The organism is Pseudoalteromonas sp. P1-8 (assembly GCF_001399985.1).
Lineage (GTDB): Bacteria > Pseudomonadota > Gammaproteobacteria > Enterobacterales > Alteromonadaceae > Pseudoalteromonas.
In genome coordinates this window covers 75,219-91,916 of the sequence record NZ_LJSO01000013.1, presented here as the reverse complement: position 1 = coordinate 91,916, position 16,698 = coordinate 75,219, and the positions used below count along the sequence as shown (strand labels likewise).

Here is a 16,698-nt window from a genome sequence, read left to right as displayed (position 1 = left end):
ACGCGAAACAATAAATTTAGGAACAAGTTATTAAGTAATCTTGCATATCAATGCAAAATTTTACATAAAAACCCGAAAAAACAATACTTTTTAGTTTTTATTTTTAAATCATAATGTGCGAGGCAGCAGAGGTTTTATACGTCGCTTAGGCACACCTAGTACCTAATCTTCAATCAAGTCACTAACCTCTTCAATTAACTCATCAAACTCATCGCGTACGTTACGACGCTGTTTATCGGTTAATGTAGGTTTTAGCTCCAATAGTAAGTTAACGTAGTTATCGAGATTTTTATCATCGGCGGCAACTAACTCATCGCTCATAAATGCAAAACGGTCATTAATGATAACAGCGAGTTGACTATCAAAATCTGCTGGTTTTTGCTTTTGCATAAATAGCGCTTTTAATGCATCTAAACGCTTTTGCTTGTACTGCATCCACAGTAAGAATGTACTGACTCGAGTATTTGATGAGTTCTCTATCAGTGTTTGTTGCTGTGCAGATAGCTTGGTACCGAACCACTCTTTATAGTTTTCAAGGTTTTCTTCTAAACGTTCTTTTTTATGTTGCTCAGGCGATTTTTCTTCGTGTTCTTTGTACTCATCGTTAATGTTTTCTTGCAGTGCAGCAACAAACTCAACTCGCTGTTCATATGAAAGAGAGTTTGCTAAATCAATAAGTTCAGGCTCGATTTTATCAACCAGCGTTTGCCAATGCTGCTTTGCTTGTACGAAGTGTGCTTTAAGCTCGTTATGATCAACTTGCTTATCTAACATGGACTTTAAGCTTTCAAGATCACGTTTGTATAAAGGGAGTTGTGTTTCTCGATGCCAATCGCGGCTGGTTTTGACGATATGCTTAAATTTATCAGCTTGGTCACTGTTGAGGTCGACATAATCATCAATCCAAAATCCTGATAACCAACCTAAATTATTGTAAGTAAAACTAGGAGAACACCCCGCTACTGTAAACAATAAACTAAATACGATTAGATACTTTGATAGCTTTTTCATTGTAGTTTTTTCAAATCCTGTTTCAAAACAAAGTAAACATACCACCGAGAACAAATATTCAGCAACAGCAATTAAATGAAATTAATTATCATTTAGGTGTTGACGAACGATTAAACCTAAGTAATAATCGTTATCAACAACTTGGTTCGCTAAACTATTCTCACAGCAACATCATACTGTTAAAGGCTTTGATGCTGTTTAACCAAGTTAGTTCAAGACGTAACTCTTGATTGTCATCTGTTTCCTCGACCCAAACATAGACATAAAACGTTACACTTTACTTGCTACATTGCTCATATCGGTGACGGTAGATATGACACGAAAAAGCCCGCTACGGGCTTTTTTTATTTCTTTAATTTTTCTGTAAAATCTGTATCTTAAGCCTACTTGTTAATTGCAAAGCTTGCCGCTGTCTATTAATTGGGCATTTGCAGCTGTTGGGTCTAAACTAAAAGTGATGTTTTGCTCAGTGGCTGTTTGGCAATGCATTATATCAATAGCTCAATGCTTTGTTATTGATACCTAACACACATTTGGAGGCAGACTATGATCAAGCCTAATTTTAAATCACTATTGCTCGCTAGCACGTTAATCTTGTCACCTTTAGCAAATGCCAGTCTTGAAGATGCCCAATTAGCGGCAAATGAAGGTCGTTTTGAAGAAGCGCTTCATGAATTTAATTACCTTGCAGACAGAGGTTATGCCCCTGCAATGTATGAGCTTGCTAAAATGTACGAAGGTGGTTTTGGTGTGCAACGCGACTACCGTAAAGCAGCAGAGTTGTACGAGAAGGCAGTAAAAAAAGTACATGCTGATTCAATGTTTGCATTAGGTGTACTTTATCAAGAAGGTAAAGGTGTCAAACTTGATAAAGAAAAAGCAATTTCATTATATGAAATGGCATCACAAAAAAATCACCCGGCAGCTCAGTTTAATTTAGGGGTTATGTACGCCAATGGCGAAGGGGTAATTCAAGATTACCGCACAGCGCTTAGCTGGTACCAAAAAGCGGCAGCAAATAACTTTACTCTTGCTCAGTTTAATATGGCGTTGATGTATTACGAGGGTTTAGGTGTTCCTAAGAATCTCGAGAAATCATACATTTGGAATACCATTGCTGAATACAACGGCAACATGGATGCAAGCCATAGCCGTAAGCTTGATGAGCGCAATATGATGCCTGCAGAAATTGAAGCTGCAAAAGAAAAAGCAGACGCGATTTATGCAAAAATTCAGGCTGGTTTATACGCACCTGATGGGCGTCTATAACAAGCAGTGTACTTGCGCTTAACGGCGCAAGTACATCCATTTTAATAGTTTGATCAGCAACTTATTTTGCTTTAGCAACAAGCTGGTACGTGGATTAAACTTACCTGATACTAGGGTATTTCTTGCATGGCTAAAGGTTTTAAAGCCCTCAATACCATGATAGTGCCCCATCCCTGACTCACCAATACCACCAAATGGTAACTGATCGGCTGTTACCTGCATCAGTACATCGTTAATTGCCAATGTACCACTTCTGATTGATGAACTTAACTTACTTATTTTGTCTTTGTCATGACCCAAAATATACATGGCAAGAGGTGATGAATCGGCATTGATGGTGTCAATCACCTGTTGCAGTGATTCATAACTCATAATTGGCAGTAAAGGACCAAAGATCTCTTCTTGCATTACCCGCATATCGTCATTTAGTTGCGTTAAAATATGTAACCCCATGCGATGTTTGAGTTCATCAACTTGATGCCCTTCTATTGGCTCGAATACTTGAGCCCCTTTGTCTTTTGCATCCTGCAAAGTTGTAATTAAACGTTGATATTGCCTATCAGAGACAATAGACGTTAGATTCTTACCTTCAACACCTTGTTTAAAATGCTTTTTATACAATTCACTAAGTTGTAAGACTAACTGATGCTCAAGCTTTTTGGGCACAAACACATAATCAGGAGCAACACATATTTGCCCTGCGTTATTTAGCTTGCCGAATAACAGGGTTTTTGCAGCCTCTTTGATATTCACATCATCAAGAATAACAACCGGTGATTTACCACCTAACTCAAGGGTAACTGGGGTGAGGTTTTTACTGGCCGCTTGCATCACTCTACGCCCTACTGATGTTGAGCCAGTAAATAGTAAATGAGCAAAAGGTAAATCGCAAAACGCCGCCGCGGTGTCGGCTTCGCCTTCAACAATAATGCAGTGCTCAGCAAGTGCACCTTCCATTACCTGCTTAATAACAGCATTGGTATGTGGGGTGAATTCGCTCAGTTTTAACATCACACGGTTACCCGCCGCTAATGCGCTAATAGCCGGTACTAATGCTAATTGAATTGGGTAATTCCACGGCGCAATAACGCCCACGACTCCTTTAGGCTGATAATGAATGTGTGCCGATGAAGGCCATAAACTGATACCCACACTGCGTGACTCGTTTCGTGACCATTTGGGTAAGCGCTTGATGATGTCAGTTAATGATTTTACCGTTGGCAATAAGTCACCCAGTACCGTATCGAACTCGGTACGGTAACCAAAGTCTTTACTTGTTGCTGCAACTAAGGCTTGCTCATTTTCAATTAGGCGGGATTTAATCGTTTTTAAAAGCTTTATACGCTGATCAATAGCTAAATAAGGCTCGGCCATAAAAGCATCGTTGAGTTTTATAAATTCACTCTGTAATTGTGCGTGTATATCAGTCAAAACATCATCTCTTGATAAACGATTTTAGCCACTATAACTAGCTATATTTATCTGAGCAACTTAATAAATGTAAAAACAGCGCTCATAGTGAGCGCTGTTATTGGTTGGAATAGATTGAAAACTTAAAGGCTTAACTAAAAACCAAATACCACTGCGGCAATAGTCATAGTAACTACCGTGATCATCGCAATAGCAATTATGTTCAGTGCAAAGCCAGAGCGGATCATATCGCGCATTTGAATTTGCCCAGAGCCGAACACTATTGCATTAGGCGGTGTCGCAACTGGCATCATGAACGCACAGCTACACGCAATAGCCGCAGGAATTACCCATACCAGCGGTGTACCAAATACTGACTCAGCAACTGGGCCTAATAGTGGTAAGAAACCTGCCGCTGTAGCTGTGTTACTAGTGATCTCAGTTAAGAAAGTAATTAAGGTTGCCACTGCTAGAACACTTAACACCAATGGAATTGCACTCGCCCCTTCAATCATGTGAGCAATGTATTCAGCAAGACCAGATGATTTAATTTGCGCAGCCAGTGTTAAACCACCACCGAATAGTAGTAACACGCCCCACGGTACTTTAGCGGCACTTTCCCAATCAAGAATACGCTCACCATCACCTTTGTTTGCCGGTAACACGAACAATAATAATGCTGCAGCAATAGCAATACCGGTATCAGAGATTTTTAAGCCCGATAAGTCGGCAAGTACAGGTCTGAAGATCCAGCATACTGCCGCTAAAACGAACACGGCTGCTACGCCTTTTTCAGCGCGCTGCATTGCACCAAGCTCTTGTAACTGCGATAAGAATAACGATTTAGTATCTTTACTTGCTGCTTTGGCACAATCGGTATCTACTTTATAAGCAAACTTAGTTAACCAAACCCAACATAAAGCCAGCATAACAGTTGCAAGTGGTACACCTACTTTCATCCACTGTGCAAAGCCAATATCAATTTTGTAGCTGTCTGATAAATACGCAGCCATAAGTGCATTAGGTGGGGTACCAATTAAAGTAGCAATACCACCGATACTTGCACCATAAGCGATTGATAATAACAACGCTTTACCAAATTGATCATTTTCAGGGTTAGACTGTTTAACCAACATAGTAATCGACATAGCAATCGGTAACATCATCACAGCAGTTGCTGTATTTGACATCCACATTGATAAAAATGCCGTTACTAACATCATGGCTAAAATTTGTAGGCTTGGCTTAGTACCAGCACGAAGCATGGTATTAAGTGCAATACGCTTATGTAAACCCCAACGCTCCATCGCGATTGAGATCAAAAAGCCGCCTAAGAATAAAAAGATCAAAGGGTGTGCATAAGGTGATGCGACCCCTTTGATTGCTGCAATGCCAGCAAGAGGTGATATAACCAGTGGCAATAATGAAGTAGCAGGAATTGGCACAACTTCACTGACCCACCAAGTAGCCATCCAAAATGCAAGGCCTGCGGTACGTAATGCTGATACACTCATACCCGCTGGTGGATCGATTAAGCAAGTTAATAACATCACTAATGGGCCTAGCAGTAACATTACTGTGCTCATTAATGGGCGTGGCTGTGAGCCATCTTTTGTTTGATTTACTAATGACATACCGACTCCTTAGAACTTGTATTTAAGGCCAATTGCAACGCTGTTGTCTGATTCAAGTTCTAAATCTAAATCAGTATAGAATAAGTATGCTGTGGTTTGTTTATCAAAAACATAGTCTACACCTGCTGTCCATTGTTTACCTTCTTCAGCATGGCGAATTTTTGAGTCGTCTTTAACATATTGCAGCTTAGGTACCCATTTATCGATTGCATAGCTTGCGCTAAGTGCATAGCCATTGCCTTCTTTCGTACCGTCGGTTGATTCACTGCGCTGGAATAAACCCGCTAACTGTAGGTTATCAAGTTTCCATGCTGCAACAACGCGGCTTGCTGTTAACTTATTAAGTGCATCAACATGGCTGATAGCAACATAATAGTCTTTAGATTTTAATGCACGGTCACCATAAATAACCGTTGCCGCAAAACCATCTTCATCGTTGCTACTGTCATCTTTAGGTGCGTAAGTTAGCGCTAGAGATGCGCCACCGTATGTTTTTGAGCTGTAGGTAATGGTATCGCCGATACGGTCTTGACCAGGGATCAGCTGAGCGATATCAGCTTGGGTTTCGTTAAAACCGTCTACTTTACCTTCTGAGTATTTAAAACGGGTGTCGTTACGACCTACAACCACTTCACCAAAATCGCCTGCAAGGCCTAAGTAGGTATTACGAGCTGAAAATGGCTCACTGGTATCGTCATGCTCAAAGCCTTTTACTTGAACTTCGTATTTGAATACTGCTTTTAGCGACTCAGTTAGTTTGTGGCTACCTTTAATACCAATACGAGAAAAAGGTGCTTCGATTTGCGTACCTTCATCTGCATAGCGCATAACGCCTGTATCTGTGTTTGCTATTTGAACTTCTGCTTTACCGTATACCGCGTAGTCTGCTGCCATTGCTGAGCCTGCTGTGCTAGCTAAAATCACAGCCGCTGCTACGCGTGTTTTTGTATGAGTGAATATTGTTGTCATTATGCGCCCCTTATTAGGTTCAAATTGTTGTTCCTAACTATTAAGGCAAGTTGGTTGCCAACTTAGTTAATTTTAAAAAAGCTCTTAAATAACAGTAAATTAACTTTATTGACGTAAAAGGAGCAGTTTTTTATGGGTGGATATCCACACATTTTTAAAAATATGCTGTCACCAGTTCCACCCATTGGGAAGACTTTAATATGAGAGGGTTGCTTAGTCTTTGAACATTTCGCGATTAATACCGTACTTGGTCATCTTGTCATAAAGGGTTTTACGAGCAATTTGTAATGTAGCCATAGTCTCTTTTATGCTGCCGTTATTACGCTCGAGCGCTTCTTCGATAAGTGATTGCTCATAAAAACTAATTTTCTCGGCAAGGCTTAAGTCTTGAGCAAGCTCGTTGTCACTATTTGCATCGCTGTACGAGGCAAAGGCCAGATCAGAGCCTAGCAATACCGCACGTTCAGCCTGATTTCTAAGCTCTCGCACATTACCCGGCCAATCGTAGGCAAGAAGTCGTTGTTTTGCTTCACTACTTAGTGGTGCAGGTGGTTTATGAAAACGTGTTGCCGCTATCGAGCTAAAATGTTTAAACAACAGTGGAATATCGGCCTTTCTGTCTCGTAATGCCGGAATACTCACTTTAACTAAGTTTAATCGGTAATATAAATCGGCTCTAAACTCCCCTGCTTCGACTAGTGTCATTAAGTCTACTTTGGTGGCAGCAACAATACGCACGTCTAAATCAATGGCGTGGTTATCACCTACAGGCGTTACTTTACGCTCTTCAAGCACCCTTAATAACTTTACTTGTAAACTTGCAGGCGTTGACTCTATTTCATCTAAAAAGACAGTACCGCCTTTAGCAAATTCAAACTTACCTTGGCGAGATTGCGTAGCACCTGTATATGCGCCACTGGCTGCACCAAAAAGTTCGCTTTCGATAAGCTGTTCAGGGATTGCGCCGCAGTTTATGGCAACAAAATTAGCCGCTGATCTGTTACTTTGATCGTGCAAGTAACGGGCAACTAATTCTTTACCTGTGCCAGTTTCACCTTCTATTAAAACATCAGCGGGAGTGTCGATAACCGCATTGAGTAAATGCATCATTTGTTGCATTTGCTCAGTTTCACCTAAAATTCGCACACCGGGCGCAGAGGTTTTTTCTACTGCGATTTTTAAGGCGCGGTTTTCCATCACTAAAGCACGTTTTTCTGAAGCGCGGGCGATACAATCTAACAATTGCTCTGTGAGTGGCTTTTCGAATAAATCATAAGCGCCAAGTTGCATGGCTTTAACGGCAACAGATACATCGGCAAAGCCGGTAAGAAAAATAACCGGTAGCTCACTATCAAAGGCCTTAACTTGTTCTAAAAATGCCAAACCGTCCATTTTTGGCATGTTTATGTCACTTAAAACAATCCCTTCAAAACGACGACTCAATTTTGAAAGTGCCGCAGTTGGTTCACTAAAATACTGAACTTGATAACCTTCAATCTCAAGGAGTTGCTTTAATGAATCGCGTATCACCGCTTCGTCATCAATAACGATTACCTGATTACAGGTCGCTGCAACTACACTCATGATGGTTCCTTATTTGTTTGTAAGGTTATTATAAATTGTGCGCCGCCTTCAGGGCGGTTATGCGCAGATAATCGACCGTTAAATGAGTCGATAATTTGCCGTGAAATAGATAAACCTAAACCTAAACCGTTGCTGGTTTTAGTACTGTAAAATGGCTCAAAGATGTTACCCAATGCATGTTGATCAATACCTGGTCCTGTATCAAGAATTGATAGCTTCACTCGGTCGTCGAATAGTTCGAGATCAAAACTTAATTCACGCTTTTCAGACTCACTCATTGCTTGGCTAGCATTGGTGATCACGTTAACCAAGACTTGTTCAAACTTAACGCTATCGACCCACACTGTTATATTTGCATCAATATCAGCAGCTTTAACCTCGATATCGTCTTGCTTTAACTGGGCGCTTGCGATCATTAACGCATTTTTTAACATGCTCGCTAAGCTTTGCTGCCTAAGTTGGGTTTGTGCGGGTTTACTAAAATGCTTAAGCTGAGCGACAATTTTGTGAACACGCTCTATTAGAGATTGCACCAGCACTAAATTTTCGCTGGCTTGCTCAATACTGCCTTTAATAAGCAACCTCTTTGCACTTACTAAATAAGTGTTCATGGCACTTAAGGGCTGATTGATTTCATGGTTAATGCCCGCACTTAATTGACCTATCGTCGCAAGCTTAGCTGTTTGGATCAGTGCTTTTTGCGCTTTTTCGAGCGCTTGGGTTCGTTCAATTACTTCTTGCTCAAGGCTATGTCTTGAAAACAAGAGCTTTTTGTAGCCCGCAAAGCGCACCATCGCCATATGAATAAGCACAACAGCAATAGCATAAAACACACTAAACCAAAGCAGTCGAGGTATTTGCGCAAGCTCCACATTAGTTACATCCACCAGCACACTGGCTTTGGCGTTTATAATGTCTATTGTTTCTGTGGCACTAATAAAGCGCGCTTGCTTGCCATTAAGCTGAATATTTTGCTGTGCGGTTTGTTCACTTAAAGACTTATGATTATGATTAAGTAAACTCGGTTTATGAGACAAGTAGCGGCGCGACTTAACCAAAGCAGCCATTTGTTCGTCGTTAAGCGATTCAAGTGACTTTAATCGCCAGTCCTCAACGTCTGACATCACAATAACACTATCTTCTAGTGCAATATAAAAGTGAGTGCTGTCTGATGCATTAAGTAGCTGGCGGTCTTGTTCAAACTTTTTCGCATTCACTTTTAAAGTGACAACGGCAATAACGTTACCTTTATCAATAACCGGCTCTGAAAAGTAAATGCCCCGCTCACTTGAGCGCATACCTAAAGCAAAATAAGCTACTTTTTCACCTTGCTTGGCTAAATAAAAATAAGGTCGAAAAGCAAAGTTACTGCCCAAAAAGGTGTAATCAACTTGCCAGTTACTACTTGCCACCACCGAGCCTGTTAAATCCATTAAATAGACGTCAGATGCACCACTAGCACGTTGGATATCTTCTAAATAATAATTAACAGCCTGCTCGCCTATACCTTGCTTAACCACAAAAGATTTAACTAAATCATTGGCACTGACTAAGGTCGGAATTGTTTTAAATCGGGCTAATTCGCTTGAAAAGTAATGACTTAACTGAGTAGCTTGAACACGGCTTTGTTGCTCTGCTTGTTGATAGTCGTGAGCGCGTCCAACGTAAAAAACTAACACAAGCAACAATAAAAGCATTGCACCTGCAATAACTAACTTTTTACTTAATGACGACATTCAAACCTTTGCGAGCAGCGCAACTAGAAATTGAACTGGTAGTGTAACGATAAATCTTCTGTTGTACCAGCGACAGCGCCATTGTCCATTCGTGGATCAAACACGTTATATTTTTTGCCTAACAGGTTTTCTGCTTTCAGCATAAGTTGGCTGTTAGCGTTTAACTGCCACTTTAAGCTGCCACCTAATAAGCTATAGGCAGACTGTTTGAAGTGAGCACCGGTAACCGAACTTACCTCAACTTTATCACGCCACAATAAGTTTAAACTCACTTGCCAGCTGTCAGATAAGTTATAACTACTCACTAAGCTTGCAAAACGCTTAAAGCTCGCATTAATTGGGTCTTCAAAGTATTGCGTGTAAGTGCCCGTTACAGAAAACTCTTTACTTGATTGCCAAGTACCATCAAGCTCGATACCACTGTTTTGAGTGTTAAATGAGTTTGCAAAAGTAAACAAGGCTTCATTAGATTGCGTTGGCTCAATGTTTATAAAATCATTGAGTTCATTATAAAAAAGCACCGCATTTGCTTGTAACTCTGAGGTTTGATAATGCCAAACAAGCTCAGTGGTTTTTACCGATTCAGAGCGAAGTGACGGGTTACCTACGGTGACATCATCATTTGAAAAAAGCTCATTAGTAACGGGTGTTCTGAACGATTCGCCATATTGCACTTTTACGGTATGCTCTGGGTTTATTACATAAACGCCCGCAAGGCGAGGCGAAAGTTTACTGTCGATGTCTTTCACATCGTCATAGCGTGCCCCTACAAATAAAGTAAGTGAATCTGAATAAGGTATTTTTAACTGCCCGTAGGCGCTATATGTTTCGAAGGTATATTTAAGTGATGCAAATTCAGGAAAGTCCATCACCGTCACAATACCTTGCTGATAATAAGCGGGGTCAATAATGACTAACATCGACTCATCATCATAGTAATTAGTACGTACTCCAGCTTCGACTTGTTTAGCCTCTGCGTATTCTATACCCGCCGCAAGCTGCCATTGATTTTCAAATTGATAACTCAATTCAGTCTCAAATTTGCTATCGGTCGTTTGCCATGCTGGGCCAAGTAAAAAGTCAGGTATATCGTCAAAAGCAGCGATTAAACCAGCACTAGAGATATTATGTTTAGTGTACGAGTAACTAGAATCCAGCTTTAACTTGTCGTTATTAATCCAGTTATATTTAATGCCAACAAAAGTGTTATCACTGGTGTGTTGATTTTGTGTTGAATAGCCAGCAAGGTTTAAAAATTCATCAAGGGATGTTTCGTTGTAACGAGCACGTAATTGCAGCTTTTTGTAATCAACACCTGCTTCTAGGTAAAGCGCCTCAAGAGGATCTTTTACTCCTTGCGGGTAGCTTTCGCCGTCTTTTTGATCATACGAAAAACTCGTAAAGAGTGATGTATCATCACTTAAAGAGGCATTGAACTGCCCTGTTGCCCCGTAGCGACCATTATTGCCAACCACAAGTTGCAGAGTATTTCGCTCTTTAGAGGTAACAATATTCATCACCCCTAAAAACGCATTACTGCCATACAGTGCCGAGCCTGGACCGCGAATAAACTCTATTTTTTCGATGATTTCAATAGGAATATAAGGCATGTAAACAGAGGCTTTACCAAATGATGATTCATTAACTCGCTCACCATTGATCATCACCAGTACATTACCGCTATCAAGATATACACCTCGAGCATGATCTTTAGGCACAGCACCCACCCAATCTCCACGGGTTGATTGCATACCTGGCACAAAGTTCATTACCTCATAGGCGTTATCAACACCAAGCGCTTGAATTTGTTTACGGCTAAATACACTCATGGTTGAAGGAACAGATGACAAGGTTTCGCTGGTTTTACTAGCAATATCGACTTGCACATTAAGCAAATCTTCAAAACTTAAAGAGAATAAGTCTTGCTCGTCAGTCGCGTTTGCAACCAATGGAATGGTTGAGGCAACTGCAATTGAAAAAAGTGCTGAACATCTTAAAAGCTTCACGCTGCGAGATACCTGTACTAATAGCCTATGCTGCAAAAGCAACACCTTGTTTACACTATTAATACAAAAGATTGGCAAGCTTGCAATGTTTTTATAGTTTTAGTTGAAGAGTTCTCGAAAGTGGATACAAAAAAACCCACTTTCAGCTAAAAATGGGTTTTAATTTTATTGAGCTAAGCTTAATTAAGCTGTTTCAACATTAGCAGTACGCTTTGCCTTGATGTACTTATATAAACCAATAAGTGACGCCGCTATCCAGAAAATTTCGATAACAAAACTAGCAAGGTTAAAGTTATAACAAAGACTAATTAGTAACAGAATCGCGCCTGTTAAGTTCATCATGTTATACACAAGGCCGGTTGGCGATGCTTTATTCAGTTGTAATAAAAAGAAAGCACCAACCACTAAGAATGTGCCTGTCATGCCAATAATATCAAATAAAAGTGCTATCACGTGCGTGAGTCCATTTTGTTCATGTGTTTATACCCATACAACTGGCCCAATCCATGGGGAGGGTTGTTTTCATTCATTGAAACAGCAAACCGGTCAATAGTATCAGAGCATGAGGGATAAACGAGGATAAATGTCCGTATTTTAATTCTATTTATGGGTCACCTTACCACCGATAATTTTTAGAGCAGGTGCGCCGCGGATCATGGTTTCACGGGCGAATTGACGTTGGCAGTCAGGGCAGATACCTGTTTCATTGGTAAAGTCTTGGCTAATACGTTCAACAAAACACTTAACCAACGCCCCTTTTCCGCCTTTGCGGTATTTAAATAACTGGGTTTTACATTGTGAGCAAAAAATATCGACTGTTTTGGTCGGGCCTTTTTTGTTTGGTTTTGCCATTACAACTACATTGCTAAAATAAAACCTTACCTTAACATGTTAAGGCCAGAGCCCCAAAACTAAGCCGATAACAGAAAACTGTAATATTGAATAACTTGCATTAACTAAGAACAATTTTAATGGGCGTTGTTCAAAAATATAGCCAATACCTAAGGCACAGCTAACCCAGCACAAGCCAATAATAAACCCTGTGCCAACAGCTACTCCCACATTGACATTTGCGCCAATAAATAACGATAAACTAAATGCAATTAAACAACATAAAACAAAGCTGCCGCCAAACACCATAACCGGATTGATGCTCTGAAGGTCAAGCTCTGTTAAACCACAACTTTCCATCCAAATACGTTTAAAAAGCCAAGGTGAATACCACACAGCACCCAATAAGAAAGATGCAAGGGCAGCAAAAAAGATCGCGAAGTAATTAAGTTCTGAAAAATGCATACGCCAGACTCATACAACTAACAGGTTTAATTTGACTTTAGTTAAGGATCAGCGATGCAGCAAATCAAAAAGGCTGAGTTTTGTACCTATTAATATCTAAACCATACTTTTGCATTAAACACTGCATTATTTCAGTTTAATAAACAATCAATTTAGTGTTGTACGGGTTTTTTCTGTAATTTACGTTGTAGGGTTCTTCTGTGCATATTCAGTTGGCGCGCAGTTTCAGAGATATTACCATTGTTGCTATGCAATACATGTTGAATATGCTCCCACTCAAGACGCTCTGGCGACATTATTTGGCTTGGCTCTGGGTTTACCGATGAGGCACCAGCTTCAACATCACCCAAGATTGTTTTTAATAATGAATTGAAATCGACAGGCTTTGGTAAGTAGTCATCAGCACCTAAACGTATCGCTTCTACTGCACTGGCAATACTGGCAAACCCCGTGAGCAATACGATACGCGCTGAAGGAAATTGTTCTCTTAAAGGTTTAATTAGCGCAAGGCCGTTATCATCACCGAGTTTTAAATCCACCAGAAAGTGGCTTGCCTCAAAAGTGGTTGTTTTTTGTAAAGCTTGCTCAGCGTTATGAGCGAGCTCACATGTAAAGCCTTGTTTTGTAAAGCGCCTCGCAAGCGTGCTGGCTAGGTTTACATCGTCTTCAATAATTAAAAGTTTCATACAATTTTTAAACTAACCATCGCAATAGCGCCTTGCTGCGGGTGATTACTGAGTGTTAATGAGCCATTCAAACGCTCTAAGGTTACATTAGAAAGCATAACTGCCATTCCCATTCCATCGCTACTTGGCATGAGCTGACCGCCTAATGATGCCATTTGTTGCTCGCTAAATCCTTGACCGAAATCACGTAACGACAATGAAAGTATTTGCTGATCGATTTGCCATTTAGCTTCGATGTTGTGTTGCTGATTATGGTTATTTGCCGATACGGCGTTTTGCAACAAGTTTAAAATAGCCGGTAACAGCATGGCATCACTTAAAATCGAACAATCAGGGGCGTCATTTAGCCATTGTAGGTTTTGCTCTGGAAAATGCAGTGTCATCGCATCTTGAATCGTGTTTTGCAGTGTTTTAGCACTAATCACTTGTTGTGTTTCACCGGTTCTTAGTGCATTTGAAAGTGACCTAAAATGAGCAAGTTGCTCTTTACACTGTGCTAATGGCTTAGCCATTTCTTGCACAATAGGGTCATCAGCTTGTTGCTCTTTTAGCTCTTCAAATAATAGCTGTAAGTTTGCTATCGGCGTTGCAAGTTGATGCGTTACTTGTGCGGCAGCGCCATCAAGCGTTAATAATTGCTCATGCCTTAATTGTTGCTCGCGGGTACGGGAAATAGTAGCTTCTCTGGCTCTTAACGTGCTGTTTAATGTGCCAATTACAAAGGCAATAACGATGGCGCTGATAACAAAGTTAATCCACATACCAATAAAATGATGAGTCATCTGCATTTGGTGCATGGTGTGTTCTGGCATTTTTATCAGTAAAAAACTATAAGCGGCGATTGCCAGCACAGCTGTATAAGCAAGCCCTTTCGCATTAACAGTCACCGCCGCTATCATTATCGGTAACAGTAATAACGAAACAAATGCATTTGTTGCTCCACCACTTAAGGAGAGCAAAATAGTTAAAAACAATAAGTCGGCTGTCAACTGCATCAACACAGCTGCAGGCTTGGCTTTCGTGACATTTCGGTAAGCGAATATACTTAACAGCTGAAAGATTGCTTCAATACAAATTACAGCAAGCAAAGGCAGTAAGGGGATTTGGTATTCAAAAAGAAAATATACCGCAATAACAGCAACAAACTGCACGGCGATTGCGGCGCTTCTTAAAATTAGTAGGCGACTGATCGCCGGATCGGTTTGCATAACGGACTCTTTAAAGCTTAATCATCGTCCATTGAAATTGTAAAAACAGCACAAGGCGTTCCTTGATGAAACACCATTTGCCATTGTTTACCATTAAAACGCCACAGTGACATACGAACTGAGTAGTTAAACTCTGAGCGAGCTGAACGTCTAAAGGCCGCTTGATAGCTTAGCTGTGCAATATCATCACTGAGCATTCGGCCTTTAAAATGTTGATTATAAAACTGCGGTACCACCTCAGTTGGCAGGCGGGTTAAAACTTGGAACTTATTAAATGACGTGCCATCAGCGGCTATTTCAATAAAATCATCATCAAGTAATGCATCAAGCGCTTCAGCAGATTGCCGTACCTCTGGCTCAAGAAGCTGCCGCTCTGCATCAATTAAATGATTAAATAACGTCTCTTTAATTTTACCGCCCATAGTAACCCTTACTGTTTGAGCACTTTACCGCCCTTCATAACAAACTGAACCTGACTAAGTTCACTAATGTTATCAAGCACATTCATATTCACGCTGATAATATCTGCTTGTTTACCAACACTCAAGTCACCGAGGTTATCACTTTGACCTAATAGTTTAGCAGCTTCAACGGTGGCTGATTTAATTGCTTGCTTTGGTGTCATGCCGTATTTAACTAATAACTCAAACTCTTTAGCATTATCACCATGCTTAGATACGCCTGAATCTGTACCAAAGGCTATTTTAACCTTGTTTTTTAACGCTAATTTAAACGATGCTTCCATTTTTGGCGCTACTACTTCGACCTTATCAGCAATTGCTTTTGGCATATTAGGGTTATTTAGCACCTCTTCTTTTACTGTTGCGCCAGCGAGTAAGGTTGGAACTAAATACGCGTCTTGCTTTTTGAAAAGCTTAACCGTGTCTTTATCTAAAAAAGAGCCATGTTCGATTGAATCAACACCCGCTCTAAGTGCTGCTTTTATACCTTCTGTGCCATGAGCATGAGCGGTCACTTTGCGGCCTAAATGATGGGCTGTGTTTACAATGGCACTGAGTTCTTCATCAGTAAATTGCTGATTAACCCCTGCCGCTGTATTACTTAAAACACCACCTGTCGCGGTTATTTTAATCACATCGGCACCGCTTTTAATTACATCGCGCACTGCACGAGTACAATCGGCTGCGCCATCACACACACCTAAGCCACCCCCTTCTGTCGCTTTGGTAATATCACGGCGATAGCCATGCATATCACCGTGACCTCCGGTCGGTGTGATCATATCTCCCGCAGCAAAAATGTGAGGGCCAACAATATCGCCACGTTCAACCGCACGCTTTAATGGAAAGATAACTTGATAGCTGCTACCTAGGTCACGCACAGAGGTAAAACCTGCATCAACCGTACGTTGTAAGTACTTTAGAGAGCGAAGAGCGTAATCGGCTTCGTATTCAGTTGCCCATTGGTGTGGGTTACGTTTTGCATCTCGTTCAAAGGTAACATGAACGTGCATATCAATCAGACCCGGCAATACCATCTGATTTTTTAAATCAATAACATCTGCATCACTGAGGTTTAATTGCTGCTTTGTTAGAAAACCAGCTTTTATTGCGGTAATTTTACTGTCTTCAATAACAAGCGTTTGCTGCTCTTTGACATTTTGATCAGTGCCTACCAGCATCTTTCCAGCATAAATAATGGTTGTTTGTGCATTAACCGCAAACGAAGATAATAAAGACAGTACCGATAATGTGCTTATTTTTAGGTTTATTTTTTTCATAATCGCCTCTTTTTTATACTAGGTTTAACTTAAATACTGAGTAAATGCCATTATTTACGACATAGCGCAGCAATGAACTAGTGTTAACAAGTGAATTTTGATATAACTTCGGAAAAATTTAACAAGTCTGACCACATAAAGAGAACAC

15 protein-coding genes are annotated in these 16,698 nt (G+C 40.5%); 1 reads left to right on the top strand and 14 read right to left on the bottom strand.

Annotated features, from left to right (window positions below; genetic code table 11):
• Nucleotides 1-162: 162 nt before the first annotated feature.
• Nucleotides 163-1,011 carry a DUF6279 family lipoprotein gene (locus tag AN213_RS16325; RefSeq protein WP_055199165.1) on the bottom strand — a complete coding sequence of 283 codons (849 nt, stop codon included), beginning with the start codon at nucleotides 1,009-1,011 and terminating at the stop codon, nucleotides 163-165.
• 546 nt (nucleotides 1,012-1,557) lie between these two features.
• On the opposite strand from AN213_RS16325, the gene AN213_RS16320 reads away from it, so the two are divergent.
• A complete protein-coding gene (locus AN213_RS16320; RefSeq protein WP_054563984.1) occupies nucleotides 1,558-2,280 on the top strand; it encodes a tetratricopeptide repeat protein in 723 nt (240 codons plus the stop codon).
• A gap of 18 nt (nucleotides 2,281-2,298) precedes the next feature.
• On the opposite strand, the gene AN213_RS16315 is transcribed toward AN213_RS16320, so the two are convergent.
• From AN213_RS16315 to AN213_RS16255, 13 genes are all read right to left on the bottom strand, one after another.
• A complete protein-coding gene (locus AN213_RS16315) occupies nucleotides 2,299-3,654 on the bottom strand; it encodes a coniferyl aldehyde dehydrogenase (RefSeq protein ID WP_095209787.1) in 1,356 nt (451 codons plus the stop codon).
• Nucleotides 3,655-3,845: 191 nt separating this feature from the next.
• Nucleotides 3,846-5,276, bottom strand: coding sequence for an SLC13 family permease (locus tag AN213_RS16310; protein ID WP_054563997.1), 1,431 nt, complete (start codon nucleotides 5,274-5,276; stop codon nucleotides 3,846-3,848).
• A 57-nt stretch (nucleotides 5,277-5,333) separates the two neighbouring features.
• Nucleotides 5,334-6,293 carry a porin gene (locus tag AN213_RS16305; protein ID WP_054563982.1) on the bottom strand — a complete coding sequence of 320 codons (960 nt, stop codon included), beginning with the start codon at nucleotides 6,291-6,293 and terminating at the stop codon, nucleotides 5,334-5,336.
• A gap of 213 nt (nucleotides 6,294-6,506) precedes the next feature.
• A complete protein-coding gene (locus AN213_RS16300; RefSeq protein ID WP_055199163.1) occupies nucleotides 6,507-7,877 on the bottom strand; it encodes a sigma-54 dependent transcriptional regulator in 1,371 nt (456 codons plus the stop codon).
• Nucleotides 7,874-9,613, bottom strand: coding sequence for an ATP-binding protein (locus AN213_RS16295; RefSeq protein ID WP_055199162.1), 1,740 nt, complete (start codon nucleotides 9,611-9,613; stop codon nucleotides 7,874-7,876). The genes AN213_RS16300 and AN213_RS16295 overlap by 4 nt, the downstream gene beginning before the upstream one ends.
• A gap of 23 nt (nucleotides 9,614-9,636) precedes the next feature.
• Nucleotides 9,637-11,619: a TonB-dependent siderophore receptor gene (locus AN213_RS16290; RefSeq protein ID WP_055199161.1), complete on the bottom strand. Its 1,983-nt coding sequence runs from the start codon at nucleotides 11,617-11,619 to the stop codon at nucleotides 9,637-9,639.
• 183 nt (nucleotides 11,620-11,802) lie between these two features.
• The gene (locus AN213_RS16285) at nucleotides 11,803-12,072 is read right to left on the bottom strand and encodes a CBU_0592 family membrane protein (RefSeq protein WP_054563978.1); all 270 of its coding nucleotides are present in this window, start codon (nucleotides 12,070-12,072) and stop codon (nucleotides 11,803-11,805) included.
• Nucleotides 12,073-12,219: 147 nt separating this feature from the next.
• Entirely contained in the window at nucleotides 12,220-12,471 is a 252-nt protein-coding gene (locus AN213_RS16280; protein ID WP_054563976.1) for a hypothetical protein, read from the bottom strand.
• A 39-nt stretch (nucleotides 12,472-12,510) separates the two neighbouring features.
• Nucleotides 12,511-12,915, bottom strand: a complete 405-nt coding sequence (locus AN213_RS16275; RefSeq protein ID WP_054563975.1) for a DUF1761 domain-containing protein — start codon at nucleotides 12,913-12,915, stop codon at nucleotides 12,511-12,513.
• A gap of 152 nt (nucleotides 12,916-13,067) precedes the next feature.
• The gene (locus AN213_RS16270) at nucleotides 13,068-13,601 is read right to left on the bottom strand and encodes a response regulator transcription factor (RefSeq protein ID WP_055199160.1); all 534 of its coding nucleotides are present in this window, start codon (nucleotides 13,599-13,601) and stop codon (nucleotides 13,068-13,070) included.
• Complete coding sequence (locus AN213_RS16265; protein WP_055199159.1) at nucleotides 13,598-14,809, bottom strand: HAMP domain-containing sensor histidine kinase; 1,212 nt, start codon at nucleotides 14,807-14,809, stop codon at nucleotides 13,598-13,600. The genes AN213_RS16270 and AN213_RS16265 overlap by 4 nt, the downstream gene beginning before the upstream one ends.
• 17 nt (nucleotides 14,810-14,826) lie before the next feature.
• Nucleotides 14,827-15,231, bottom strand: coding sequence for a DUF4440 domain-containing protein (locus AN213_RS16260; protein WP_054563972.1), 405 nt, complete (start codon nucleotides 15,229-15,231; stop codon nucleotides 14,827-14,829).
• 8 nt (nucleotides 15,232-15,239) lie between these two features.
• Entirely contained in the window at nucleotides 15,240-16,550 is a 1,311-nt protein-coding gene (locus tag AN213_RS16255; RefSeq protein WP_055199158.1) for an amidohydrolase family protein, read from the bottom strand.
• Between the last annotated feature and the right edge of the window lie 148 nt (nucleotides 16,551-16,698).

Bases quoted from the DNA above. Each gene is read 5' to 3' on its own strand.
- AN213_RS16325 (WP_055199165.1), bottom strand. From the start codon at position 1,011: ATGAAAAAGCTATCAAAGTATCTAATCGTATTTAGTTTATTGTTTACA.
- AN213_RS16320 (WP_054563984.1), top strand. From the start codon at position 1,558: ATGATCAAGCCTAATTTTAAATCACTATTGCTCGCTAGCACGTTAATC.
- AN213_RS16315 (WP_095209787.1), bottom strand. From the start codon at position 3,654: ATGGCCGAGCCTTATTTAGCTATTGATCAGCGTATAAAGCTTTTAAAA.
- AN213_RS16310 (WP_054563997.1), bottom strand. From the start codon at position 5,276: ATGAGCACAGTAATGTTACTGCTAGGCCCATTAGTGATGTTATTAACT.
- AN213_RS16305 (WP_054563982.1), bottom strand. From the start codon at position 6,293: ATGACAACAATATTCACTCATACAAAAACACGCGTAGCAGCGGCTGTG.
- AN213_RS16300 (WP_055199163.1), bottom strand. From the start codon at position 7,877: ATGAGTGTAGTTGCAGCGACCTGTAATCAGGTAATCGTTATTGATGAC.
- AN213_RS16295 (WP_055199162.1), bottom strand. From the start codon at position 9,613: ATGTCGTCATTAAGTAAAAAGTTAGTTATTGCAGGTGCAATGCTTTTA.
- AN213_RS16280 (WP_054563976.1), bottom strand. From the start codon at position 12,471: ATGGCAAAACCAAACAAAAAAGGCCCGACCAAAACAGTCGATATTTTT.
- AN213_RS16275 (WP_054563975.1), bottom strand. From the start codon at position 12,915: ATGCATTTTTCAGAACTTAATTACTTCGCGATCTTTTTTGCTGCCCTT.
- AN213_RS16270 (WP_055199160.1), bottom strand. From the start codon at position 13,601: ATGAAACTTTTAATTATTGAAGACGATGTAAACCTAGCCAGCACGCTT.
- AN213_RS16265 (WP_055199159.1), bottom strand. From the start codon at position 14,809: ATGCAAACCGATCCGGCGATCAGTCGCCTACTAATTTTAAGAAGCGCC.
- AN213_RS16260 (WP_054563972.1), bottom strand. From the start codon at position 15,231: ATGGGCGGTAAAATTAAAGAGACGTTATTTAATCATTTAATTGATGCA.
- AN213_RS16255 (WP_055199158.1), bottom strand. From the start codon at position 16,550: ATGAAAAAAATAAACCTAAAAATAAGCACATTATCGGTACTGTCTTTA.